Source organism: Janthinobacterium sp. HH106 (assembly GCF_001758725.1).
Lineage (GTDB): Bacteria > Pseudomonadota > Gammaproteobacteria > Burkholderiales > Burkholderiaceae_D > Janthinobacterium.
Genome location: NZ_LRIC01000073.1, coordinates 91,574 through 115,029, shown reverse-complemented (window position 1 = coordinate 115,029; position 23,456 = coordinate 91,574). Strand labels below are relative to the sequence as shown.

Sequence of the window (23,456 nt, the reverse complement as noted above, 5' to 3'; positions counted from 1 at the left end):
TTGCCGCTTAGCGCTTCTGCGACAGATACCAGTCCACCGTCACCTGTGCCGCCAGCGTGCCTTCGGTATCGAAAATATCGACTGCCACGGGAAACGCCACCTTGCCGTCCTGCGCCAGCTGCGCCTTCAGTGCGGCCAGGTCGCCCGGCACGCGGCCTTCGGCGCGCGTCGCGCCCCGGGCCACCTTCTGGTACTGAATGCGCGACTCCTTGGCCACCGGGCGCAAGCCCAGTATCAGCTCGGCGAAGCCGCCAGCCATGGCCGCGCCGGAAGCCGTTTCGGCCAGGGTAAACAAGGCGCCCGCGTGCTGCGTGCCCAGGTGATTATGTAGTTTGGGATCGTCCGGCAGCGACACCTTCGAGGTGCCGGCGCCGATCTCGTCGATGCTGATCCCCAGCAGCCGCACGAAGGGCAAGGTGTCCATCATCTGTTGTTTGATACGGTCATACACCATGCTTGGCCTCACGCGCAGCAGTACTTTAAATACGAGGGACAGGATCGTCATCGACGTTGTGCTTAGTTGCGTACCGGCTTACCGGTCTGCATCATGCCCATGATCCGTTCCTGGGTTTTCGGATGGTTCAACAGCTCCAGGAATGCCTTGCGTTCCATATCCAGCAGCCACTGTTCGCTGACGAAACTGCCCTGGTCCACGTCGCCGCCCGATACGATCTCGGCGATCATCTCGCCCAGCTTGAAATCGTGCGCCGAAATGAAGCCGCCGTCGCGCATGTTGACCAGCTGCGCCTTGATGGTGCCCCAGCCGTAACGGCCCGTGACCTGGATCAGCGAAGGAAGCGCCGGACGGAAGCCCGCGTCGAACATGGCGCGCGCTTCGACCTTGGCCACGTGCAGCAGCTCGTAGGCGTTAAACACGATCACGTCGTCTTCCTTCAGGTAGCCCATCTTCTTCGCTTCCAGCGCCGATTTCGACACGTTGGCGGTGGCCGCATTGGTAAAGCCCGTTTTCAGGAATTGCAGGATGTCGTTGCCCTTGGCTTCCTTGTAGGCGCGCTGCGCCGCTTCCTTCAAGCCGCCGCCGGCAGGAATCAGGCCCACGCCCACTTCCACCAGGCCGATATACGACTCGATCGAGGCCACGCGCTTCGATGCGTGCAGCGCCAGCTCGCAACCGCCGCCCAGTGCCAGGCCGGCGACCGCGGCGATCACCGGCACGTTCGCGTACTTCAGCGACATGAAGGTGTTCTGCAGTTCGGCGATGATCGGATCGACGGCTTTCACGCCGCCTTGCATGAAGGCCGGCAGGGCCGATTGCAGGTCGGCGCCGGCCGAGAAGGCGCCGCCTTCGGCTGCGTCCGCGTGCCAGATCACCAGGCCCTTGAAGTTCTTTTCCGCTTCGGCCAGGGCCAGTTTCAGGCCATTGATGACGCCTTCGCCGATCACGTGCATCTTCGTCTTGAACGAGATGATCAGGACGTCGTCGCCCGTATGCCAGACGCGCACGGATTCGTCTTCGAAGACGGTGGTGCCGGCGGTCTTGCCGTCGATGGCGCCGCTGCCCAGGACCGGCGCGCGGAACTGCTGGCGGTCGTAGACGGACAGGTTAGAGCGTGGCACGAAGCTGTTCGACACGGCGGAGTACGAACCTTCCGGCGTGTGCACGCCGCCTTTTTCAGCGACCGGGCCTTCGAATACCCAGGCAGGCAAAGGCGCGTTGCACAGCGCGTGGCCGGCGTCGATGTCTTCCTTGACCCAGTTGGCCACTTGCAGCCAGTTCGATGCCTGCCACGTTTCAAACGGGCCCACGTTCCAGCCGAAGCCCCAGCGCATGGCGAAGTCGATGTCGCGCGCGTTGTCGGCCACGGTGTCCAGATGGATGGCGATGTAGTGGAAGGCGTCGCGGAAGATCGCCCACAGGAACTGGCCTTGCGGATTCGTCGATTCGCGCAGCGCCTTCATCTTCTTGACCGGATCCTTTTCCTTCAGGATGCGGGCGATGATGTCGGCGGCCTTGGCGCCGCCGGCCACGTATTCACCGGTGGCGAAGTCGAGGCGCTGGATTTCCTTGCCGACCTTCTTGTAGAAGCCCGCGCCGCTCTTCTGGCCCAGCGCGCCCTTTTCCACCAGCTGCGCCAGCACGGCCGGCGTCTTGTAGACGGCGGCGAACGGATCGTTCGGCAGGTAGTCCTGCATGGTCTTGATCACATGGCCCATGGTGTCCAGGCCGACCACGTCCGCCGTGCGGAAAGTGCCCGACTTGGCGCGGCCCAGCTTGGAGCCGGTCAGGTCATCGACGACGTCCACGGACAGGCCGAATTTCTCGGCTTCGTGCACGATGGCCAGGATGCCGAACACGCCCACGCGGTTGGCGATGAAGTTCGGCGTATCCTTGGCGCGCACGACGCCCTTGCCCAGGGTGGTGGTCAAAAAGCCTTCCAGCTGGTCGGCGATCTCGGGTTTGGTGAACGCGGTCGGGATGATCTCGACCAGGTGCATATAGCGCGGCGGGTTGAAGAAGTGCACGCCGCAGTAGCGCGATTTCAGGTCGGCGTCGAAGCCTTCGGCCAGCTTGGTGATCGACAGGCCCGAGGTGTTCGAGGCGAAGATCGCGTTCGGGCCGATGTGCGGGGCCACCTTCTGGTACAGATCGTGTTTCCAGTCCATGCGCTCGGCGATGGCTTCGATGATCAGGTCGCAACCGGCCAGCAAGTCCAGGTTGTCTTCGTAGTTGGCCACCTGGATCAGCGCGGCGTCATCCTTGTTGCCCAGCGGCGCAGGCGACAGTTTTTTCAGGTTCTCGATGGCGCGCAGCACGATGCCATTCTTTGGACCTTCTTTTGCAGGCAGGTCGAACAGCACGACCGGCACTTTCGCGTTGATGCAATGGGCGGCGATCTGCGCACCCATCACGCCGGCGCCGAGGACGGCTACTTTTTTAACGATGAAATTGGTCATATTTTCCTCAAGTCTTAGAACAGGTCTGCGTCGAGTGCCATCAGGTTGGCCGAACCGGAACGCGCCTGACGGATCAGGGTTGCCGTCTCAGGCTGCAAGCGGGCGAAGTAGAAACGTGCGGTAGCCAGTTTGGCGGTATAGAACTTGTCGCCGCTGGATTCTTTTTCGAGGGCGATCTTGGCCATCTGCGCGAACAGGTAGCTGTAGATCATGTGGCCGACGACGCGCAGGTAAGGCACGCAGGCCGCGCCCACTTCGTCCGGATTCTGGAAGGCCTTCATACCGATTTCCATGGTCAGCTTGGTGACTTTGTCGCCCAGGTCGCCCAGTGGCGTGACGAATTCGCTCATCGCTTCATCGGTGCCGTTGTCTTCGACGAAAGCCTTGATTTTTTCGCCGAACTTGCGCAGCTTGGCGCCGTTGTCGCCCAGGATCTTGCGGCCCAGCAGGTCCAGCGATTGGATCGTGTTCGTGCCTTCATAGATCATGTTGATGCGCGCGTCGCGCACATACTGCTCCATGCCCCATTCCGAAATGTAGCCGTGGCCGCCGAACACTTGCATCGCGTCCGAGGTGGCGATCCAGGCGTTGTCGGTGATGAAGGCTTTGATGACGGGGGTCAGCAGCGCCACTTCGTCGGCCGCTTCCTTGCGCACGTCGGCGTCCGGGTGGTGCAGTTCGCGGTCGATCTGCAGCGCCACGTACGAGGTGAAGGCGCGCGCGCCTTCCGCGTAGGCTTTGCCCGTCAGCAGCATGCGGCGCACGTCAGGGTGCACGATGATGCGGTCGGCCGGCAGTTCCGGGTTCTTGATGCCGGACAGCGAACGCATTTGCGTGCGGTCCTTGGCGTAGATCAGCGCGTTCTGGTAGGCGATCTCCGTCAGGCCCAGCGACTGCATGCCCACGCCCAGGCGGGCCGCGTTCATGAAGACGAACATGGCGTTGAGGCCCTTGTTCGGCTGGCCGATGATCCAGCCTTTGGCGCCGTCCAGGTTCATCTGGCAGGTCGAATTGCCGTGGATGCCCATTTTTTCTTCGATGGCGCCGCAGGTGATCGGGTTGCGCTCGCCGACCGTGCCGTCCGCGTTCGGCAGGAATTTCGGCACCAGGAACAGCGAGATGCCTTTCGAGCCTTCCGGCGCATCCGGCACGCGGGCCAGCACCAGGTGCAGGATGTTTTCCGCCATGTCGTGCTCGCCGGCCGAGATGAAGATCTTGTTGCCGGTGATGGTCCAGGAACCGTCCGCCTCAGGCAGCGCTTTCGAGCGCAGCAGGCCCAGGTCGGTGCCGCAGTGCGGTTCGGTCAGGCACATGGTGCCCGTCCATTCGCCCGACACCAGCTTCGGCAGGTAGACTTCCTTCTGGTGGTCGGTGCCGTGTTCCTTCAGGCACTCGTAGGCGCCGTGCGACAGGCCGGGGTACATGGACCAGGCCTGGTTCGACGAGTTCAGCATTTCATAGAACGAATTGTTCAGCACGACAGGCAAGCCCTGGCCGCCGTATTCCGGATCGCAAGCCAATGCCGCCCAGCCGCCTTCGACGTACTGCTTGTAGGCTTCCTTGAAACCTTTCGGCGTGGTCACGCTTTTCGTGACGGGGTCGTGGTGGCAGCCTTCACGGTCGCCGGAGTGGTTCAGCGGGAACAATACTTCGGAGGTGAATTTGCCGCCCTCTTCCAGCACCTGGTTGATGATGTCGGCGTCGACGTCGGCGTACGACGGCATTTGCTTCAGTTCTTCTTCCACTTGCAGGAACTCATGCAGGACGAATTGCATATCCCGGATTGGCGCGACGTATTGACCCATAATTTTCTCCTGAAGGCGATTAGCTAAAGTGTTGTACTTGTAGTGCGTGTGCGTTGTTGCGGATACTGCCTGACGGCTTATTTACTTGTGGCGCAATTCTGGTACGACGCCAGCAGGCGGATAAAGCCCGCTTGCGCCCGTTCGATGCTGCCCGGCACGCGCAGGAAGCGCGCGTCGTGATGCAGGGCCAGGATCAGGCCATACATCTCGTACACCAGCTGCTGGGCGTCCGTGTCCGCTTTCAGGTCGCCCGTGGCGATCGATTGCTCGACACAGCGCAGCAGCGCGCCCTGCCAGGCCCGCACCATGGCCACCAGGGCCTCGCGGATGGGACCGGGACGGTCGTCATACTCGACGGCGCCACTGATATAGATGCAGCCGGAAGCGATTTCCACGCTGACCCGCTTGACCCAGCGCGCAAACATCGATTGCAGGCGCTGGATGCCGCGTGGTTCTTTCATGCTGGGGAAAAAGACTTCTTGCTCGAAACGATAGTGATAAAGCTTCAGCACTTCCATCTGCAAGTCCTCGCGCGAGCCGAAGTGGGCAAACACGCCCGACTTGCTCATGTTCATTTTGTCCGCAAGCAGCCCAATCGTCAGGCCTTCCAGGCCGTCGCGGCTGGACAGGTCCAGCGCCACGTCGAGGATGGCTGCACGGGTCAGCTCGCCCTTGCGCATGAATTTGACTGAAGTATTCAAGATGTCCGTTCTAAAAGTGATGTTGCCGATTTGGCGGACTGAAGCGAGGGTAAAAAAAGCACGCTTCGAAAAAATCCGAACGCTCGTACTATTATCCACTACCACGTAAAAGTCAAACGGGAACTTTAGAGCCGGCGTTCTATTGGTGCAGCGCAGCATTTTCTGACTGCGTGTTTGTATCGGTTTCAGGCGGCAAAAGCGCCGTGCGCCCTTGCCTTGTAGTAACAATCGCGCCTCAGTCGAGGCCGCCAGCCTTGCTCAATTGCCGGCGGTCGCGCTTGGTCGGCCGCCCCTTGATGGTGGTGCCCGGCTCGCGGAACAGCTTGCGCTCCTCGGCCAGCTGCTCGCGGCGGGCGATGCTGGCCGGCGTTTCTTCATACAGCAGGCGCGCCACGGGTGCCGCGCCGCGCTTGTCGGACAGGCCCAGCACGGCCACTTCCCACGTCTCCGCGCCATTGTCGATGGCCAGCTCGTCGCCCACGCGCAGGCTGCGCGCCGGTTTCACGCGCTCGCCGCCCACTTTGACCTTGCCCGTGTCGACGGCTTCGCTGGCCAGCGAGCGCGTCTTGAAGAAGCGCGCCGCCCACAGCCATTTGTCCAGCCTGACCGTTGTCATCTCGTTCATGCGTACTTGCCTACTGAAAAAATGCGCATCACCAGCCGGTACACGAGGAAGGCGGCTTCATAGCCGATGCGCCGGAAACGGCCGATGTGCTTGAAATCATCCTGGTGAATCACGATGCCGTCGGCCACGCCTTGCTCGATATGCTGGCGCAGGCTTTGCGCGAAGGCCACGTCCTTGATCACCACGTTCGCTTCCTGGTTCAAAAACAGGCTCAGCGCGTCAATATTGCTCGAACCCACCGTCGCCCAGTCGTCGTCGACGACGGCCACCTTGGCGTGCAGCTGCGTCTTGCGGTATTCGACAATCTTCACGCCTGCAGCCAGCAGTTTCGGGTAAAACGAGTGCGCCACAGCATCTTGCATGCGGAATTCGCCCACGCCGATCAGCAGTACCACGTCGACGCCCCGCTGGGCCGCCTGGGCCAGGGCGTGGCGCAGCTTGTGACCGGGCGCGAAATACGGGTTGGCCAGCATCACGCTTTTCCTCGCCTGGCCCAGCGCCTGCAGGTAGGCGCGCTGGATGGTGCGGCGGTTGCGCAGGTTGTCGCGCACGACAAAACCGGCCACGACGGGGTTTTTCGCCAGCTCCTTGCTGACGACGCGCATCTTGCGGTACAGCTTGATACGCCGCACCAGGTTCATCTTGCCCAGACGCGCCCACTGCGCCTGCACCTCTTCATGGATGGCGTCCACCAGCGGACCCTTCACCTGCACGGCAAAATCCCAGCGCGGCGCTTCCAGGCTGATGCTGTGATCGTAGTCGCAAAACATGTCGTCGTTGATATTGATGCCGCCCACCAGGGCGATCTCGCCATCGGCGACGCAGATCTTGCGGTGCGTGCGCGTGATGCCGCGCCGGAACCAGGGATTGAAGATGCGGTGGTGCACGCCGGCCGCTTCCAGCTGCGCATGCATGGCCTTGACGCGGCGGTTGCCCGTGCCGAACCAGTCCGTGATCATGCACACCAGCACGCCGCGCGCGGCCGCCCGTTTCAGGGCGTCGAGCACCAGGGTGCCCGTGGCGTCATCGGCAAAGATATAGGTTTCAAAATAGACTTCCGAGCGTGCGCCGTCAATGGCCGCTATGAGCGCGGGAAAGTAATCGGTGCCGCAATACAGCAGCTGGATGTCGTTGTGGGCGATGAAATTGACTGTGCGCATGCCGGCAGTCTACGCGAGTTTCAAAGCAGCAACTATCGGCGCGTGGTCCGACAGTTTGGCCCACAGGGTGCCATGCATCACTTGTGCACCTTCCACGTGGAAACCGCGCACATAGATGCGGTCCAGACGGAACCACGGCAAGGCGGCGGGAAAGGTGCGTGCCGGTACGGGGACGGGTGTTTTCGTCTGGCGCCGCGCCAGGGTGCGCACGAGGTCACCCAGGGCCGAGTTCGATGCACGCTGGTCAAACACTTCCACCACGCCCAGCGCATTGCGCAGCTTGTCGCTGAGCGTGTTGCGCCAGTCGTTGAAGTCGCCCGCGATGATGACGGGTTCGCCATTCGGCGCCGATTCCATCACGGCATCGATCAGCGCCTGCGTCTGCCGTCCCCGCCCCGACTCGAACAGGCCCAGGTGGACCACGTAGCAGTGCACGTCGGCCTGCGGCGTCTTGAGCACGCAATGCAGGATGCCGCGCTGCTCATAGGCATGGTCGGACACATCGTGGTTGGTTTGCGAGGCGATGGGGAATTTGCTGAGCAAGGCGTTGCCATGGTGGCCATGGTCGTACACGGCATTCATGCCATAGGCGGAATGGTGTTCGGCGCCAGCAAAGAACTCGTGCTGCGACGCTTCCGGCCAATGCTTGTGGCCGTTTTTCTCGGCGCCAAAGCGGGCCGCATTGCGGTCGTGCTTGCCTTGCACCTCTTGCAGGAAGACGACATCGGCATGGAACAGGGCGATCGCCTGCTTCAATGCGTGGACTCTGGGCAAGCCCCGCACGGAAGAGACGCCCTTGTGGATATTATAAGTTGCTACGCGGATTTTCATGCATGGATTCTACTCCCAGACGGGCCCCGCGCGGCGCCAGCGTAGGTGCGCGTGCGCACCTAATTCCTCGATTGGCTCGCCTTCGGCCTCGCCTGGCTCAGGCAAACATGCGCGCCAGGCCGCTGGCGACACTGACGCCGGCCGCCGCGATGCCGGCGGACCACACCACCTTGACCAGCAACGGTGCGCCGCGCCAGGCCACCGTGCGCTTGCCCTTGCTAAACATACCGGGATGCAACAGCAGTCCCACCACCATCAGCGGCAAGCCGACGGGCGGCGTGCGTTCGGGCGGCGTGTACAGGCTGGCCGCCACAATCACGACCAGGCACAGCGCCAGGCAGAATGTGCCGGCCAGTTTTTGTTGCAAGGAGAGATTAAACCAGTTCAACATGCAAGGCTTTCGAATGAGATCAACGATGGCGCGCCAGGCCCGTCATGGCTGGCAATTGCAGAATCGCTTCCGCGTTGGACGACGAGAAACAGCGGTCGGCCGCCGCCAGATAAGGCAGCCACGCGTATTGCAGGTGTTCGCGGGGGCTCAGGGTGATGGCGATGTCGCGCGGCACTTGCACGCTGAACACGTGTTCCGTGTTGCGCGTCACGCCGGGCGCATAGCGGTGGCGCCAGATCGGATAGATCTCGTACACATTCGACAAGTTCCAGTCGCGCAGCACGATATCGCATCCATCGGCAACGATGCCGGTCTCCTCGCACAGTTCGCGCGCGGCCGTCTGCAGCAGCGGTTCGTCGACGGCATCGACGGAACCCGTCACCGATTGCCAGAAGCCGGGCTGGCCCGCGCGTTCGATCAGCAAGACGTCAAGGTCAGCCGTATGAATGACGACCAGCACGGAAACAGGAATTTTATGAGTCATATCAACAATGAAAAAGGCGCCACGACAGCGCCTTTTTTTGCATAGTGGATCAAACAGCGGCCGCCGGGGCAGCCGCATGCTTCATTACACTACTTTAGGCTCGGCGCTGCGCAAACGGATGTGCAGTTCACGCAATTGCTTCTCGTCCACTTCCGACGGCGCATGGGTCAGCAAGTCTTGCGCGCGCTGGGTTTTCGGGAAGGCGATCACGTCGCGGATCGATTCGGAACCCGTCATCATGGTCACGATACGGTCCAGGCCGAATGCCAGGCCGCCATGCGGTGGCGCGCCGTATTGCAGGGCGTCGAGCAGGAAGCCGAACTTCAGCTGCGCTTCTTCCGCATCGATCTTCAACGCGCGGAACACCTTCGACTGCACTTCTTCGCGGTGGATACGGATCGAACCGCCGCCCAGTTCCCAGCCGTTCAAGACCATGTCGTAGGCCTTGGCGATGCAGGCGCCCGGATCGCTTTCCAGCATGTCTTCATGGCCGTCTTTCGGCGCCGTGAATGGATGGTGGGTCGCCGTCCAGCGGTCCGCTTCTTCGTCGTGCTCGAACATCGGGAAGTCGACCACCCACAATGGCTTCCACACGTCTTCGAACAGGCCGGCTTTCTTGCCGAACTCGCTGTGACCGATTTTCACGCGCAGCGCGCCGATGGCGTCGTTGACGACTTTCGCCTTGTCGGCGCCGAAGAAGATCAGGTCGCCGTCTTGCGCGCCCGTCTGCTCAAGGATCGTGGCCAGCACGTCGGCAGGCAGGAACTTGACGATCGGCGACTGCAGACCTTCAGGACCCTTGGCTTTCTCGTTGACCTTGATGTAAGCGAGGCCCTTGGCGCCGTAGATGGCGACGAATTGCGTGTAGGCATCGATTTCCGAACGGGGCATGCTGCCGCCTTGCGGTACGCGCAGGGCCACCACGCGGCCGCCTTTCATGTTGGCGGCGCCGTTGAAGACCTTGAACTCGACCGACTTCATGACTTCGGTCAAGTCCGTGAAGGCCAGCTTGACGCGCATGTCCGGCTTGTCGGAACCGTAAAGACCCATCGCTTCGGCGAAATCCATCACCGGGAACGGGTTCGGCAGGTCGATGTTCAGGGTGTTCTTGAAGACGACGCGGATCATGTCTTCGAACAGGTCGCGGATTTCCTGTTCCGTCAGGAACGAGGTTTCGCAATCGATCTGCGTGAATTCAGGCTGGCGGTCGGCGCGCAAGTCTTCGTCGCGGAAGCACTTGGTGATCTGGTAGTAACGGTCGAAGTTGGCGACCATCAACAGTTGCTTGAACAACTGTGGCGATTGCGGCAAGGCGAAGAAGCTGCCCGCGTTCACGCGCGACGGCACCAGGTAATCGCGCGCGCCTTCTGGCGTGGACTTGGTCAGCATCGGCGTTTCGATGTCGATGAAGCCCAGCGCGTCGAGGTACTTGCGCACTTCCATCGTCACCTTGTAGCGCAGGCGCAGGTTGTTTTGCATTTGCGGGCGGCGCAGGTCCAGCACGCGGTGCGTCAGGCGCGTCGTTTCCGACAGGTTGTCGTCATCGAGCTGGAACGGCACGGGCACGGAAGGGTTCAGCACTTCCAGCTCCGAGCAGACCACTTCGATCTTGCCCGACTTCAGGTTGTTGTTGATCGTGCCTTCGATACGGTTGGTCACGACGCCCGTCACGCGCAGGCAGAATTCGTTGCGCACGGCTTCGGCGACCTTGAACATCTCCGCTTGTTCCGGGTTGCAGACGATTTGCACCAGGCCTTCGCGGTCGCGCAAATCGATGAAAATCAGGCTGCCGTGGTCGCGGCGGCGATGTACCCAGCCGCACAGGCTGACGGTTTGTCCCAGCATGGCTTCGGTAACGAGGCCGCAGTATTCAGTACGCATAGACATAAAATTCTCAGTTCAGGTTAGTGAGTGTTCAATCCGGCCACGTCCCGCATGGGACGCCTGCCTTTATTCTTTGGCTGCCGGGGCCGGTACAGCAACAACTTCCGCAGGCGCCACCACGCCCATCGAGACGATATATTTGAGCGCCGCATCGACGCTCATGTCGAGTTCGACGACATCGCTGCGCTTCATCATCAGGAAAAAGCCTGAGGTCGGGTTCGGCGTCGTCGGCACATACACGCTGACATAGTCGCCCACCAGGTGGTTCGCCGCATCGCCGCCCGGCACGCCCGTCAGGAAAGCGATGGTCCAGGAGTTCTGGTGCGGATACGGCACCAGCACGGCCTTGCGGAAGGCATTGCCCGACGGGGAAAACAGGGTATCGGATACTTGCTTGACGCTCGAATACAGGGAATTGACGATGGGTATGCGTTGCAGCAATTTTTCCCACAGTTTCACCACGTAATTGCCGACCAGGTTATTCGTCAGCAAGCCCGTGAAGAACACGATCAGCACCGTCAATACCGTGCCCAGGCCGGGAATGGTGCTCAGCGCGGGAATCTTGTGGCCGAACCAGACGCTGGGCTGCGTACTGCCGGGCACCAGCAACAGCGACTGGTCCATCGTGCTGATGACCAGATTCAGCACCCAGGCCGTAATGGCCAGGGGCACCAAAATCAGTAATCCGGTAATAAAGTATTTACGCATCAGTTTCTCGGTAATGGATCGTATCGGCGCGGCGCGCTTTTCAGTCCGCTTTCGGCGCGGTGGCAGCAGGAGCGGGCGCAGGCGCAGCGGCAGGCGCGCTCTCGGCGGCCGGGGCAGGCTTGGCGTTATCGGCCGGCCCCGTCGGAATGGCCGTGGTGGGCGCCGTACCGCCGCGGAAATCGGTCGCGTACCAGCCAGTGCCCTTCAATTGGAAACCGGCGGCCGTCAATTGTTTCTTGAAACTGGGCTTGCCGCACGACAGGCACACCGTCAGTACTGGATCGGAGATCTTTTGCAAGACATCCTTGGCAAAACCACACTCGTCACAACGGTAAGCGTAAATCGGCATCTCTACTCCGAGAAAAAACTTCAAAAACCCTGAATTATAAAGCTTTTCCTTTGTCGCCAGCGGAAAATGCCCCGCCCGCTTCAGTCCGCCCGGCGGCGCCAGCTCATCCAGCGCTCCTTGCCGGCGAAGACGGCGATGGAATCGTCGACGGCTTCATCGGCCAGGCAGTCGAAATGCGGCGCCAGCAATTCCTGCAGTTTCTCCCGCGAAATGCCGAACGGCGGCCCCTTGGCATTGTCGTCAAAGAAAAAGTAGCCGGCCAGCATGGCGCCCGGCGCCAGCAGCTGCGCCCAGCGGGCCGCCACTTGCGGCCACATGGCGCGCGGCATGGCGCACAAAAACGCCCGTTCATAGATCAGGTCCAGCGGTGCCTCGGGCTGCCAGGCAAAGAAATCCGCTTCCACCACCTGCCCTGCCCGCTCGCCCAGCTGGGCACGCGCGGCGGCCACGGCAGCCGGCGCAAAGTCGATGGCCGTGGCATCCCAGCCGTGATCGAGCATGAAGACCAGTTCATACGCGGAGCCGCAGCCGGGTATCAGGCAGCGCAGCGGCGCCGGACTGCCGGCCACGAAGCTGCGCAGGCGCGACGGCACGCCGCCCTGGTCCCAGGGCGTGAATTGCTTTTCGAAACGCTCGTCCCAGAAGGCAGGCGAGAGCGGGTCGCGGTTGTGGAAGTCAGCCATCACTTACGTCCTCAGCGAGTTAAAACGGCAGTTGATGCCAGCGCATGAACACTTGCAAGCCCAGCGCGCCGAGGGCGAAGGCGCCGACAAAGTACACGATAAAACTCAGCAAGCGGTTCGTCTGGCGTTGCTCCGCCAGCAAGGTTTTCATCAGTTCCACGTCGTTTTCACGCGGTTCGCCATGCACGGTCAAGGCCTGGTGCAGCAAGCGCGGCAGTTGCGGGAAGATGTGCGCGTAACGGGGCGCCTCGGCGCGCAGGCGCTCCATGAAGCCTTGCGGCCCCACCTGGTTGCTCATCCATTTTTCCAGGTAGGGCTTGGCCGTTTGCCACAGGTCCAGTTCCGGATCGAGCTGGCGGCCCAGGCCTTCGATATTGAGCAGGGTCTTTTGCAGCAGCACCAGTTGCGGCTGCACTTCCACGTTGAAGCGGCGCGAGGTCTGGAAGAGCCGCAGCAATACTTGCCCAAAAGAAATATCTTTCAGCGGGCGGTCGAAGATCGGCTCGCAGCAGGCGCGCACGGCCGCTTCCAGCTCGTCGACGCGCGTGTCCTTCGGCGCCCAGCCCGATTCGATGTGCGCCTCGGCCACGCGCTTGTAGTCGCGGCGGAAGAAGGCGAGGAAGTTTTGCGACAGATAATCCTTGTCGTAGTCATTCAAGGTACCCACGATGCCGAAGTCGAGCGCGATGTAGCGGCCGAACGAGTCGGGCGCGATCGACACGAGAATATTGCCTGGGTGCATGTCAGCATGGAAAAAGCCGTCGCGGAACACTTGCGTGAAGAAAATCTCCACGCCATCGCTGGACAGTTTGCGCAAGTCCACGCCGGCCGCCACCAGGCGCTCGGTCTGCGACACGGGGATGCCGTACATGCGCTCCATGACGATGACGCTGCTGGAACAATAATCCCAGTGCATTTCGGGCACCAGCAGCAAGTCCGAGTTGGCGAAGTTGCGGCGCAGCTGGCTGGCGTTGGCCGCCTCGCGCATCAGGTCCAGCTCGTCGTGCAGGTATTTGTCGAACTCGCCCACCACCTCTTTCGGCTTCAGGCGCTTGCTGTCGGCCCACAGGCGACTGGTCCAGTCGGCGGCGATGTGCATCAGGGCCACATCTTCGTCGATCAGCTTTTTCATGCCTGGACGCAAGACCTTCACGGCCACTTCGCGGCCGTCTTTCAAGGTGGCAAAGTGCACCTGGGCAATAGATGCGGACGCCACCGGCTCGCGCTCGAAGCGGGCAAACAGTTGATCCGGGTGCGCACCGAGCGACTTGGTGATCTGCGCAATGGCCAGGTCGGAATCGAACGGCGGCACCCGGTCTTGCAGGCGCGCCAGTTCTTCGGCGATGTCGGGCGGCATCAAATCGCGCCGGGTCGACAGCACCTGCCCGAATTTGACGAAAATCGGGCCCAGCTCCTCCAGCGCCAGGCGCAGGCGCAAGCCCCGCGGCGACGACAGGTCGCGCCAGAAAATCAGGGTGTCGATCAATTTGGCGGTGCGGGGAACTTGCAGACCAGAAATCGCTATCTCATCCAGACCGTACTTGATGGAAACACGGATGATTTTAAACAGGCGCAGGAATTTCAATATCATGTAGACAAATCCGGTGAGGAGGACTGCGGCTGGACGGCGGCGGCCGCCTTTTCCAGCCGGGCAAGGCGCTTGGCCAGGCGTTCGACGTCATCGCGCACGCGCGTCACGCCAGCGGAATACTCTTGCAGGGTAGAAGGACGGATCAGCATCGGCTGTTCGTCGAGAAAATATTCGGCCACGTTTTCCGCCAGCTTTTGCTGGCCCGTGCGCACAAAGGCGGCGGCATCTTTCGCACCGGAAACGAGGCGCGTGGCCAGCATGGGGCCGACGACCTTTTCCAGGTCGTGCTCGGCTTCCCAGCGCAAACCCTTGCTCAATTGCGAAATCGCATTGGCAAACTCGGCATCGCCTTCGATCTTGACGTAGGAAAACGCCCGCTCGCGGTTTTGCAGGATCAGCGGCACATCGGACAATTTCACGCGGATGGTCACATTGGCAACTACGTCCGCCGGTGCCGCCTCCAGCATGCCGGCGCTGTCGACGCGCAGGCGCAAGGCCACGGCGCCCGTGTCGATGCAGGCCAGCTTGCCGGCGTGCACGGCCAGCTGCTGGCGCGCCCACGGCTCTTGCGCCAGCAAATGGTTGATAGTGGCGATGACGGGCGTCATCAGGGAAAGATCGGAAAGTGGTGCCATCGTGTGCCTGCGCGCCAAACGCGCCCCTAAAAATGAAAAACCGCCCGTACAACAACGCGGGCGGTTTCGATCTTACCAGTTCAGCAGGAAATATCTGTTAAGCATCATGCATTGCGCATGAACTTAAGCCATTATTCAGCAAGTTTTTACAATTAATTCAATTGCTGGATGCCTGCCAGGACCCAGCCGCTGTTGCCGCTGACGGGTTTCGACATATTCCACACTTCCGCAAACGGTTCCGCTGCCGCGCCCGGCGCCGAACGGATCAGGCCCGTAAATTTCACGCTGGCCAGGTAATCGTTGACGCTCGTCTCGATACCGAGCAATTCGGCGTCGATGGTGACGACATCCGTAAAGTCCGGCTGCGCGCCCCGTTCCTGGATTTGCATGCGCAGTTCCGCATACACTTCCGGCGACGTGAATTCGCGGATATCGTTGACGTCGGCCTTGTCCCAGGCCGCTTGCAAGCGAATGAAATTGCTTTTCGCGTGGCGCAGGAAGGCCTCCTTGTCGAAGTCGCCTGGTACGCCCCATGGCGCGGCAACCGGTGCCGGCTTGTCCAGGCCGACGCCGGACGAGACGGGTTGCAGCGGCGGCAGCGGCGGGATGTGCGAACCGATATCGGGCACGTTGCCGGCCGGTGCAGGCTGGTTGCCGAAACCGGCGAACGGCGCATTGCCGGCGTTAGTGTCGCGTTTGCCGCGCACCATGCGGTAGATGAAGAAGGCCACGCCGGCCAGCAAAGCCACCATCAGCAGGGTGCTGATCATGCTGGCCAGGGCGCCGCCCAGGCCAAAATGCGACAGCAAGGCGCCCAGACCCAGGCCCAGCAAGGCGCCGCCCAGCAAGCCTTTCCAGCGGCTCGGCGCCTTGGCGGCAGGCGCCGGTGCGGGGGCAGGAGCCGGTTGTGCCTGGCGCGGCGCGGCAGCCGGCGCCGGGGTGGGCGCAGGTGCAGGCGCCTGGCGGCCCACGTTTTGCGACTGGCGGCCAAACGAACGGCCACCGCCCATGGGACGGGCCAGCGCCTCGCCCAGCATGGATACCGTGGTCGCGGCCAGCATCATGCCGACCATAAATTTCTTCAATTTCATTCCATCTCCTAAAATCACCAACGTTGATGCATTACATCTTGATACCGGTGTGCAAAGCGGCAATGCCTGCCGTCAAATTGTAGTACTGCACGCGTTCCAGGCCCGCCGTTTCCATCATGGTCTTCAAGGTTTCCTGGTCCGGGTGCATGCGGATCGATTCGGCCAGATAGCGATAGCTTTCCGCGTCACCGGCGATTTTCTGGCCGAACCACGGCAAGACGGAAAACGAGTACAGGTCGTACGGCTTTTGCAGCGGCGCTGCTACCTTGGAAAACTCCAGCACCAGCAGCTTGCCGCCCGGTTTCAGCACGCGGCGCATTTCCGCCAGCGCCACATCCTTGTGCGTCATGTTGCGCAGGCCGAAGGCGACGCTGACGCGGTCGAAATAATTATCGGGGAATGGCAGTTTTTCCGCGTCACACAACAAGGTGGGGGTGAGCAAGCCGCGATTCAAGAGGCGATCGCGGCCCACGCGCAACATCGATTCATTGATATCGGTCAACCAGACTTCGCCCGTAGGACCCGCCTGCTTGGCAAACGCCTTCGACAGGTCGCCCGTGCCGCCGGCGATGTCGAGCACCTTGAAACCGGGGCGCACGCCCGCGTTGGCGATGGTAAACGTCTTCCACAGACGGTGCAGCCCGCCCGACATCAAGTCGTTCATCACGTCGTATTTGGCAGCGACGGAATGGAACACCTTGGCGACTTCGCGCACTTTGTCGTCTTCTGCAACTGTTTTGTATCCGAAATGGGTCGTATTGGTCATGGTAGGCAGTCTGTTTGAACTTGCATGCATTATACAAGCGGCAGGCGCATTTCCCCGTGACGCCGGAGAAGGTATTGCCTTTCCACTGCATTCTCAGCCAGCATGGCCGCCCGCGCATACGCCGCCAGCGCCCCCGGCCGGTCGCCCTGGCGGCGCAGCAAGTCGGCCCGGGCCGCGTGCAGATAATGCGAGTTGACAAGGCTGGGAACGGCTTCGAGCCGCGCCAGCCAGGCCAGCCCGTGTGCGGCGCCGTGCGCCATGGCGCAGGCGATCACGGCATTGAGCAAGATCATGGGTTCCGGCTTGTGCCGCAGCAAGGCGCCATACAGGGCGCTGATCTGGCGCCAGTCCGTCCCGCTGGCCGTGGGCGCTTGCGCGTGCAAGGCGGCAATGGCGGCTTGCAGCTGATACGCCCCTGGCGCGCGCGCCGGCAAGGCCAGTGCCAGCACGGCCAGCCCCTCGGCAATCAGGGCGTCATCCCACAGGCGCCGGTCCTGCTCTTCCAGGGTCAGCAGTTCACCGCCTGGCGAGAGGCGGGCCGGGCCGCGCGACGCCTGCAGCAGCATCAGGGCCAATAGGCCCTGCACTTCCGGCTGGCCGGGCTGCAGGCTGTCAAGCAGGCGCCCCAGGCGCAGCGCTTCCGCGCACAGGTCTGCGCGCAGCAAAGTGTCGCCGCCGCTGGCGCAATAGCCTTCGCTGAACACCAGGTAAATCACGTGCAGTACTTGCGCCAGCCGCGGCTGCAGCTCTTGTTCCGGCGGTAACTCGAAAGGGATACGGGCTTCGGCGATCTTGCGTTTGGCGCGCAACAAGCGCTGCGACAGGGCCGTTTCCGCCACGCCGAAGGCGCGTGCGATCTCGCCTGTGGACAGGCCACACAGGGTGCGCAGGGCCAGCGCCACCTGCGCCTCGGGCGCCAGCGCGGGATGGCAGCAGATGAACAGCAGGCGCAGGCGGTCGTCTTCGATAGGCTGCGCGTCAACAGTCTCGACCGCAGGCAGGCACGACAGCACGGCCTCGGCATCGCTGACGCTCTTGCCCGCCCGGCGCACGTGGTCGAGAGCCGCGTTGCGCGCCACGGCACTGAGCCAGGCGGCGGGATTGCCGGGGATGCCTGTGCGCGGCCACAGTTCCAGTGCCTTGCGGCACGCCTCCTGCAGCACATCTTCCGCCAGGCCCAGGTCGCCGAAGCGCCGCATCAGGCCGGCCAGCACCCTGCCCTTTTCCTGGCGAAAGACGTGCTCGACGGCCGCAATGGCGTCGCCGGCCATGGCTATGCCGTGACGGGCCGCACTTCGATCGTGCCCAGGGATGCCGCCGGACAACGCCCGGCCCAGGCCAGCGCCTCGTCCAGGTTGGCGCAGTCGAGCAGATAGTAGCCGCCCAGCTGCTCCTTGGTTTCCGCGAACGGCCCATCCGTGATGACGGGCTTGCCATTTTGCACACGCACGCTGGTGGCGCTGCCCACCGGCGCCAGCTCGGCCCCGCCGCGCAGCACGCCGGCCGCTTCCAGCGCCTGCGTGTAGCTGGCAAAGTCGGCCATCAGGCTGGCCATCTGCCCTTCCGGCATGGATGCATAACGGGATTCATCGGCGTAGATCAGGATCATGTATTCCATAGTCTCTTCTCCAAAGAAAAATGCCCGCAAGCGCGGGCATTCATACGACGAATGGGGCGGCGGCAATCCGACAAGATTACCGCATTATTTTTAATTAATGCTTATGGCCGCAGCTGGGTCCATGCACGTGGCCGCCGGAAGATTGCTTGACGGTCATGTCGGCCTTGGCGTCGCGGCCGCTATCGCCGGGGTAGCCGGCTACCGCCAGCTGGTCAAGGTAGGCTTGCCACAGTTTGTCCTTTTCCGCGCCCAGCTTGTACAGATAAGCCCAGGTGTACAGGCCGGAATTGTGGCCGTCGCTGAAGGTGGGCTGCACGGCGTAGTTGCCGACCGGCTCCAGGCCCGTGATGCCGACCAGGCGCTTACCTAATTGCAAGGTTTCCTGGCCCTTGCCATGGCCCTGCACTTCGGCCGAGGGCGAATACACGCGCAGGTATTCGAACGGCAGCGCAAATGTGCTGCCGTCGTCGAAAGCCACGTCGAGCACGCGCGACTGGTTGTGCACGGTCAAGCCGGTCGGTTGGGGTGTTGCTGTTTTTTCGGTCATGACGATACTTTATGCGGATAAACGTTGAATGATGGCCTCACGCAAGGCCGGCAACAGGGCGCGGCGCGCGGCCAGCACCTCGGGCGCCGTCTCGCGCTGCACGACTGCCCAGCTCGGATTCGGGAAATGCGCGTCGTCACGATAGCGCGGGATCACGTGCCAGTGCACATGCGGCGTCATGTTGCCGAAACTGGCCACATTGACCTTTTCCGGCGCCATCACTTCGCGCACGGCCAGCTCGACTTGCCACACGACTTCCATCACATAATTGCGCTCGCCCGGCGTGAGATCCGTCATTTCCTTCACGTGCTTGTTCCAGATTACGCGGCAAAAACCGGGGTAGGCGGGGTCGTCGACGGCCACCACGGACAGGCGCTCGCTGCGCCACAGCAAGGCCTCACAGCCCTGCTTCTTGGCAAAGCCATCGAGCAAGTTGCACAGATCGCAGGTCGAGGACGTCACACCAGCACCCGTTCGATGCCGCCGTCATTGGCGCGTTTCACGTAATCGGGCATCCAGTTCTCTCCCAGCAAGTGTTTGGCGATTTCGACGACGATGTAATCGGCCGTCGTACCCGAATCGTCATTGTAGCGCGACAAGCCTTGCAGGCACGATGGGCAACTGGTGAGGATTTTGACGTCGCCAGTAAAACCGTCGCCGCGCAGCTTGTCGGCGCCCTTGACCATCTCTTCTTCCTTGCGGAAACGCACTTGCGTGGAAATGTCAGGGCGCGTGACGGCCAGCGAGCCCGATTCGCCGCAGCAACGGTCATTCTTCTCGATCTTCACGTTATCCACCGTGCTGATCAGGGAGTTGATCGTCTTGCCCGATTCCTGCAGCTTCATCGGATTGTGGCAAGGCTCATGGTACATATAGCGCGTGCCGTTCACGCCTTCCAGCTTGACGTTTTTCTCCAGCAAATACTCATGGATATCCATGATGCGGCAGCCAGGGAAAATCTTCTCGAACTGGTAGGTGGCCAGCTGGTCGTAGCAGGTGCCGCACGACACCAGCACCGTCTTGATGTCCAGGTAATTGAGCGTGTTGGCCATGCGGTGGAACAGGACGCGGTTGTCCGTCATCATCTTCTCGGCCTTGTCGAACTCGCCCGCGCCCCGCTGCGGATAACCGCAGCACAGGTAGCCCGGCGGCAAGACCGTCTGCACGCCCACTTCCCACAGCATCGCTTGCGTGGCCAGGCCCACTTGCGAGAACAGCCGTTCCGAACCGCAACCAGGGAAGTAGAACACGGCTTCCGTATCGGCCGTCGTCGTCTTCGGATTACGGATGATCGGGATGACCTTGTCGTCTTCGATGTCGAGCAGCGCGCGCGCCGATTTCTTCGGCAGGTTGCCCGGCATCTTCTTGTTGATGAAGTGGATCACCTGCGCCTTGACGGGCGGCTTGCCCGTCGATGGCGGCGGCGCCTTGGTTTGCTTCTTGGCAAATTTCTTCAGCAGATCGTGGCCCAGGCGCTGCGCCTTGTAACCCCAGCCGATCATGACCTTGCGCGTGGCGTTGATGGTCACGGGATCGGTGGCGTTGAGGAACATCATCGTCGCCTTGGTGCCCGGATTAAAGCTCTTCTTGTCCATCTTGCGCAGCAAATTGCGCATGTTCATCGACACGTCGCCGAAGTCGATGTTGACGGGGCAAGGCGTCACGCATTTATGGCAGACCGTGCAGTGGTCGGCCACGTCTTCGAACTCTTCCCAATGCTTGATGGAAATGCCGCGGCGCGTCTGCTCTTCGTACAGGAAGGCTTCGATCAGGGACGAGGTGGCCAAAATCTTGTCGCGCGGCGAGTACAGCAAGTTGGCGCGCGGCACGTGGGTCGAGCACACGGGTTTGCACTTGCCGCAACGCAAGCAGTCCTTGACGCTGTCGGCGATAGCGCCGATATCGCTTTGCTGCATGATCAGCGATTCGTGTCCCATCAGGCCGAACGATGGCGTGTAGGCATTGCGCAAGTCGGCGCCCATGCCCGGCAGGTTCAGCAGCTTGCCCTTGTTGAAACGGCCTTCGGGATCGATGCGCTGCTTGTAGCTGCGGAAGTCGCCGATCTCTTCTTCCGTCAAAAATTCCAGCTTGGTGATGCCGATACCGTGCTCGCCGGAAATGACGCCATTGAGCGAGCGGGCCAGGATCATGATGCGGCCCACAGCTTCATGGGCGTCCTGCAGCATTTCGTAATTGTCCGAGTTGACGGGCAAGTTCGTGTGCACGTTGCCGTCGCCCGCATGCATGTGCAGCGCGACAAACACGCGGCTACGCAAAATGCGCGCGTGAATGGCAGTGGCCTCGTCGAGGATCAGTTTGAAAGCGGCGCCGTTGAAGATCTGGCGCAGCTGGGCGCGGATTTCCTGCTTCCACGTGATGCGCACCGTGCGGTCCTGCACCACGTCGAACAGGGTGGCGTTCGGCTGCGTTTGCAGGCGTGCATCGAACACGGGCAACAGGCGCTCCATACCCAGTTCGGCCAGTTCGCCCTTCACATCGACCAGCGGACGGTCGAGCTGGGCCAGCAGATAGGTCCAGCGCGCCGTCACTTGCGCCAGCAACTGCTGCGCCTGCTCGGCGCGGTCGCCCAGCATTTCAGCGTCGTCGACGCGGTCGTCCGATGCATCGTCGCTCTTGCCGATTGGCAAGTTACCCTTGGCAAAGAATTCGCTGAGGGCGTCGGCCAGTTGCAGCTTGTTCTTGATCGACAGCTCGATATTGATGCGTTCGATACCATCCGTGTATTCGCCCATGCGGTTCAGGGGAATGACGACGTCTTCATTGATTTTAAAAGCGTTGGTGTGCTTGGCGATCGCCGCCGTGCGGGCACGGTCGAGCCAGAATTTCTTGCGCGCTTCGGGGCTGACGGCCACAAAACCTTCACCCACGCGGGTGTTGGCGATGCGCACCACTTCCGACGCCGCTTGCGCGACGGCGTTTTCATCGTCGCCGACGATGTCGCCAAACAGGGCCATCTTCGGCAGCACGCCCCGCTTCGACTTGGTGGCGTAGCCGACGGCGCGCAGGTAGCGCTCGTCCAGGTGCTCGAGGCCCGCCAGGCGGATGCTCGTGTATTGCTCGCCTTTCGCCGGCAAGCCGTCCAGGTAATCCTTGATTTCCACGATCGACGGAATCGCGTCGCGCGCCTGGCCGAAGAATTCCAGGCAGACGGTGCGGGCGAACTTCGGCATCTTGTGCAGAATCCAGCGCGCCGACGTGATCAGGCCGTCGCAGCCTTCTTTCTGAATGCCCGGCAAGCCGGCGAGGAATTTGTCCGTCACGTCCTTGCCCAGGCCTTCCTTGCGGAATTTACGGCCAGGAATTTCCAGGATTTCCGTCTTGAACGGCGCGTTCGGTTTCGTCGCGTCGCGCGTGCTCGGGTGACGCCATTCCAGCTGGAAGCGTGCCAGTGCGATATCGTGGATCTTGCCCAGGTTATGGTCGAGGCGCGTGACGTCGAGCCAGTCGCCGTTCGGGTCAACCATGCGCCACGAGGCCAGGTTGTCGAGCGCCGTGCCCCACAGCACGGCTTTCTTGCCGCCCGCATTCATGGCGACGTTGCCGCCGATGCAAGAGGCGTGGGCCGAGGTGGGGTCGACGGCAAACACGAAACCGGCCTTCTCCGCCGCTTCCGAGACCTTGTTCGTGATCACGCCCGCGCCCGAATTGATCGTCGCGTATTCGTGCGTCAAGCCCGGCAAGACCGTCATTTCCACGGCACCCAGGGTGATCAGTTTTTCCGTGTTGATGACGGCCGACATCGGCGTCAATGGAATCGCGCCGCCCGTGTAGCCGGTGCCGCCGCCGCGCGGGATGATGGTCAGCCCCAGTTCGATACAGCCCTTGACCAGGCCAGCCATTTCCTCTTCCGTGTCGGGCGTGAGCACGACGAACGGGTATTCCACGCGCCAGTCGGTGGCATCCGTCACGTGCGACACGCGCGTCATGCCGTCGAAGCGCACATTGTGTTTTTCCGTGTAGCGGCCCAGCACCTTGACCGTGCGCTTGCGCAAGTCGTAGGTCTTGCGGAATTCATCGCCAAAGTCGGCCACGGCCTTGCTGGCGGCCTTGAGCAGCAGTTCGACGTTATGGCTGCGCGCCTGCGCCACTTCCGGCGTCTCGCCGCTGGCGGCCACGTCGCCGCCGGCCGCATCGATGGACAGGCGGCGCTTGTCGACTTCGGCCAGGCGGTGATGCAAGGCATCGATCAAGCCCTGGCGGCGCTTCGGATTGTCGAGCAAGTCATCCTGCAGATAGGGGTTGCGGCGCACGACCCAGATATCGCCCAGCACCTCGTACAGCATGCGGGCCGAACGGCCCGTCTGGCGGGCGCCGCGCAGCTCGTCGAGCAGGCGCCAGGAGTCCTCCCCCAACAGGCGTATGACGATCTCGCGATCGGAAAACGACGTGTAGTTATACGGGATTTCGCGCAGGCGGCTTGCTGCGGGACCATTCGGCGTTTCTGCCAGTAAAGCTTGGATTTGTGCGGGAGCGTTCATGGAGTGTGGTGACGATGTGGACTGGACCCTAAAGACCCATTTTATCTTATTGCGCCGCACCATGCGGGAACAGCCTTAGGCAGCCTAAGGTTTAAGCACCGCATCCGCTACCATAGCAAATATGGAAAAGCCCTCCATTGCCGAATAAAAAACCAGATTCCACGATTTTTCA

General features: G+C 61.9%; 22 protein-coding genes. All 22 read right to left on the bottom strand.

All coding sequences use genetic code 11. The annotated features are described in order from the left end of the window. Positions 1-7: 7 nt before the first annotated feature. Entirely contained in the window at positions 8-505 is a 498-nt protein-coding gene (locus tag JAB8_RS27245; RefSeq protein WP_227742090.1) for a YiiD C-terminal domain-containing protein, read from the bottom strand. A gap of 11 nt (positions 506-516) precedes the next feature. Further along, complete coding sequence (locus JAB8_RS27240) at positions 517-2,916, bottom strand: 3-hydroxyacyl-CoA dehydrogenase/enoyl-CoA hydratase family protein (protein ID WP_070292368.1); 2,400 nt, start codon at positions 2,914-2,916, stop codon at positions 517-519. Between the two features lie 14 nt (positions 2,917-2,930). Continuing rightward, positions 2,931-4,721, bottom strand: a complete 1,791-nt coding sequence (locus JAB8_RS27235) for an acyl-CoA dehydrogenase C-terminal domain-containing protein (protein ID WP_034753387.1) — start codon at positions 4,719-4,721, stop codon at positions 2,931-2,933. A gap of 77 nt (positions 4,722-4,798) precedes the next feature. Further along, on the bottom strand, positions 4,799-5,401 hold the full coding sequence (locus tag JAB8_RS27230) for a TetR/AcrR family transcriptional regulator (protein ID WP_070292367.1): 603 nt from the start codon (positions 5,399-5,401) through the stop codon (positions 4,799-4,801). A 256-nt stretch (positions 5,402-5,657) separates the two neighbouring features. Continuing rightward, on the bottom strand, positions 5,658-6,047 hold the full coding sequence (locus JAB8_RS27225) for an RNA-binding S4 domain-containing protein (protein ID WP_070292366.1): 390 nt from the start codon (positions 6,045-6,047) through the stop codon (positions 5,658-5,660). Beyond that, on the bottom strand, positions 6,044-7,207 hold the full coding sequence (gene clsB / locus JAB8_RS27220; RefSeq protein ID WP_070292365.1) for a cardiolipin synthase ClsB: 1,164 nt from the start codon (positions 7,205-7,207) through the stop codon (positions 6,044-6,046). Before clsB ends, JAB8_RS27225 begins: the two co-directional genes overlap by 4 nt. 9 nt (positions 7,208-7,216) lie before the next feature. Continuing rightward, complete coding sequence (locus JAB8_RS27215) at positions 7,217-8,038, bottom strand: endonuclease/exonuclease/phosphatase family protein (RefSeq protein ID WP_070221632.1); 822 nt, start codon at positions 8,036-8,038, stop codon at positions 7,217-7,219. A gap of 97 nt (positions 8,039-8,135) precedes the next feature. Next, a complete protein-coding gene (locus JAB8_RS27210) occupies positions 8,136-8,429 on the bottom strand; it encodes a hypothetical protein (protein WP_099409257.1) in 294 nt (97 codons plus the stop codon). 19 nt (positions 8,430-8,448) lie between these two features. Continuing rightward, a complete protein-coding gene (nudB, locus tag JAB8_RS27205; protein ID WP_070221634.1) occupies positions 8,449-8,913 on the bottom strand; it encodes a dihydroneopterin triphosphate diphosphatase in 465 nt (154 codons plus the stop codon). 84 nt (positions 8,914-8,997) lie between these two features. After that, positions 8,998-10,794, bottom strand: coding sequence for an aspartate--tRNA ligase (aspS, locus tag JAB8_RS27200; protein ID WP_070221635.1), 1,797 nt, complete (start codon positions 10,792-10,794; stop codon positions 8,998-9,000). A 69-nt stretch (positions 10,795-10,863) separates the two neighbouring features. After that, the gene (locus tag JAB8_RS27195) at positions 10,864-11,505 is read right to left on the bottom strand and encodes a DUF502 domain-containing protein (RefSeq protein ID WP_070292364.1); all 642 of its coding nucleotides are present in this window, start codon (positions 11,503-11,505) and stop codon (positions 10,864-10,866) included. A 40-nt stretch (positions 11,506-11,545) separates the two neighbouring features. Beyond that, entirely contained in the window at positions 11,546-11,854 is a 309-nt protein-coding gene (locus JAB8_RS27190) for an FmdB family zinc ribbon protein (RefSeq protein ID WP_070221636.1), read from the bottom strand. Positions 11,855-11,934: 80 nt separating this feature from the next. Beyond that, positions 11,935-12,537 (bottom strand): methyltransferase, encoded by a 603-nt coding sequence (locus JAB8_RS27185; protein ID WP_070292363.1) that lies wholly within the window; start codon positions 12,535-12,537, stop codon positions 11,935-11,937. Between the two features lie 19 nt (positions 12,538-12,556). Next, positions 12,557-14,128, bottom strand: a complete 1,572-nt coding sequence (ubiB, locus tag JAB8_RS27180; RefSeq protein ID WP_070221638.1) for a ubiquinone biosynthesis regulatory protein kinase UbiB — start codon at positions 14,126-14,128, stop codon at positions 12,557-12,559. Beyond that, positions 14,125-14,763 (bottom strand): SCP2 sterol-binding domain-containing protein, encoded by a 639-nt coding sequence (locus JAB8_RS27175; RefSeq protein ID WP_070292362.1) that lies wholly within the window; start codon positions 14,761-14,763, stop codon positions 14,125-14,127. Before JAB8_RS27175 ends, ubiB begins: the two co-directional genes overlap by 4 nt. 152 nt (positions 14,764-14,915) lie before the next feature. Continuing rightward, the gene (locus JAB8_RS27170; protein ID WP_070292361.1) at positions 14,916-15,854 is read right to left on the bottom strand and encodes a Tim44-like domain-containing protein; all 939 of its coding nucleotides are present in this window, start codon (positions 15,852-15,854) and stop codon (positions 14,916-14,918) included. A 31-nt stretch (positions 15,855-15,885) separates the two neighbouring features. After that, complete coding sequence (ubiE, locus tag JAB8_RS27165) at positions 15,886-16,620, bottom strand: bifunctional demethylmenaquinone methyltransferase/2-methoxy-6-polyprenyl-1,4-benzoquinol methylase UbiE (RefSeq protein ID WP_034753359.1); 735 nt, start codon at positions 16,618-16,620, stop codon at positions 15,886-15,888. A 29-nt stretch (positions 16,621-16,649) separates the two neighbouring features. Beyond that, entirely contained in the window at positions 16,650-17,891 is a 1,242-nt protein-coding gene (locus tag JAB8_RS27160) for a sigma-70 family RNA polymerase sigma factor (RefSeq protein WP_070292360.1), read from the bottom strand. Between the two features lie 2 nt (positions 17,892-17,893). Then, on the bottom strand, positions 17,894-18,238 hold the full coding sequence (locus JAB8_RS27155; protein WP_070292359.1) for a YciI family protein: 345 nt from the start codon (positions 18,236-18,238) through the stop codon (positions 17,894-17,896). A 94-nt stretch (positions 18,239-18,332) separates the two neighbouring features. Further along, entirely contained in the window at positions 18,333-18,785 is a 453-nt protein-coding gene (locus tag JAB8_RS27150; protein ID WP_070292358.1) for a DUF971 domain-containing protein, read from the bottom strand. A gap of 9 nt (positions 18,786-18,794) precedes the next feature. Continuing rightward, on the bottom strand, positions 18,795-19,217 hold the full coding sequence (locus tag JAB8_RS27145) for an HIT family protein (protein WP_254679608.1): 423 nt from the start codon (positions 19,215-19,217) through the stop codon (positions 18,795-18,797). A 26-nt stretch (positions 19,218-19,243) separates the two neighbouring features. Further along, positions 19,244-23,284: a DUF3683 domain-containing protein gene (locus tag JAB8_RS27140; RefSeq protein ID WP_070221644.1), complete on the bottom strand. Its 4,041-nt coding sequence runs from the start codon at positions 23,282-23,284 to the stop codon at positions 19,244-19,246. Between the last annotated feature and the right edge of the window lie 172 nt (positions 23,285-23,456).

Excerpts from the sequence above, each read along its gene's own strand:
- JAB8_RS27245 (WP_227742090.1), bottom strand. The coding sequence starts at position 505 with ATGACGATCCTGTCCCTCGTATTTAAAGTACTGCTGCGCGTGAGGCCA.
- JAB8_RS27240 (WP_070292368.1), bottom strand. The coding sequence starts at position 2,916 with ATGACCAATTTCATCGTTAAAAAAGTAGCCGTCCTCGGCGCCGGCGTG.
- JAB8_RS27235 (WP_034753387.1), bottom strand. The coding sequence starts at position 4,721 with ATGGGTCAATACGTCGCGCCAATCCGGGATATGCAATTCGTCCTGCAT.
- JAB8_RS27230 (WP_070292367.1), bottom strand. The coding sequence starts at position 5,401 with ATGCGCAAGGGCGAGCTGACCCGTGCAGCCATCCTCGACGTGGCGCTG.
- JAB8_RS27225 (WP_070292366.1), bottom strand. The coding sequence starts at position 6,047 with ATGAACGAGATGACAACGGTCAGGCTGGACAAATGGCTGTGGGCGGCG.
- clsB (WP_070292365.1), bottom strand. The coding sequence starts at position 7,207 with ATGCGCACAGTCAATTTCATCGCCCACAACGACATCCAGCTGCTGTAT.
- JAB8_RS27215 (WP_070221632.1), bottom strand. The coding sequence starts at position 8,038 with ATGAAAATCCGCGTAGCAACTTATAATATCCACAAGGGCGTCTCTTCC.
- JAB8_RS27210 (WP_099409257.1), bottom strand. The coding sequence starts at position 8,429 with ATGTTGAACTGGTTTAATCTCTCCTTGCAACAAAAACTGGCCGGCACA.
- nudB (WP_070221634.1), bottom strand. The coding sequence starts at position 8,913 with ATGACTCATAAAATTCCTGTTTCCGTGCTGGTCGTCATTCATACGGCT.
- aspS (WP_070221635.1), bottom strand. The coding sequence starts at position 10,794 with ATGCGTACTGAATACTGCGGCCTCGTTACCGAAGCCATGCTGGGACAA.
- JAB8_RS27195 (WP_070292364.1), bottom strand. The coding sequence starts at position 11,505 with ATGCGTAAATACTTTATTACCGGATTACTGATTTTGGTGCCCCTGGCC.
- JAB8_RS27190 (WP_070221636.1), bottom strand. The coding sequence starts at position 11,854 with ATGCCGATTTACGCTTACCGTTGTGACGAGTGTGGTTTTGCCAAGGAT.
- JAB8_RS27185 (WP_070292363.1), bottom strand. The coding sequence starts at position 12,537 with ATGGCTGACTTCCACAACCGCGACCCGCTCTCGCCTGCCTTCTGGGAC.
- ubiB (WP_070221638.1), bottom strand. The coding sequence starts at position 14,128 with ATGATATTGAAATTCCTGCGCCTGTTTAAAATCATCCGTGTTTCCATC.
- JAB8_RS27175 (WP_070292362.1), bottom strand. The coding sequence starts at position 14,763 with ATGGCACCACTTTCCGATCTTTCCCTGATGACGCCCGTCATCGCCACT.
- JAB8_RS27170 (WP_070292361.1), bottom strand. The coding sequence starts at position 15,854 with ATGAAATTGAAGAAATTTATGGTCGGCATGATGCTGGCCGCGACCACG.
- ubiE (WP_034753359.1), bottom strand. The coding sequence starts at position 16,620 with ATGACCAATACGACCCATTTCGGATACAAAACAGTTGCAGAAGACGAC.
- JAB8_RS27160 (WP_070292360.1), bottom strand. The coding sequence starts at position 17,891 with ATGGCCGGCGACGCCATTGCGGCCGTCGAGCACGTCTTTCGCCAGGAA.
- JAB8_RS27155 (WP_070292359.1), bottom strand. The coding sequence starts at position 18,238 with ATGGAATACATGATCCTGATCTACGCCGATGAATCCCGTTATGCATCC.
- JAB8_RS27150 (WP_070292358.1), bottom strand. The coding sequence starts at position 18,785 with ATGACCGAAAAAACAGCAACACCCCAACCGACCGGCTTGACCGTGCAC.
- JAB8_RS27140 (WP_070221644.1), bottom strand. The coding sequence starts at position 23,284 with ATGAACGCTCCCGCACAAATCCAAGCTTTACTGGCAGAAACGCCGAAT.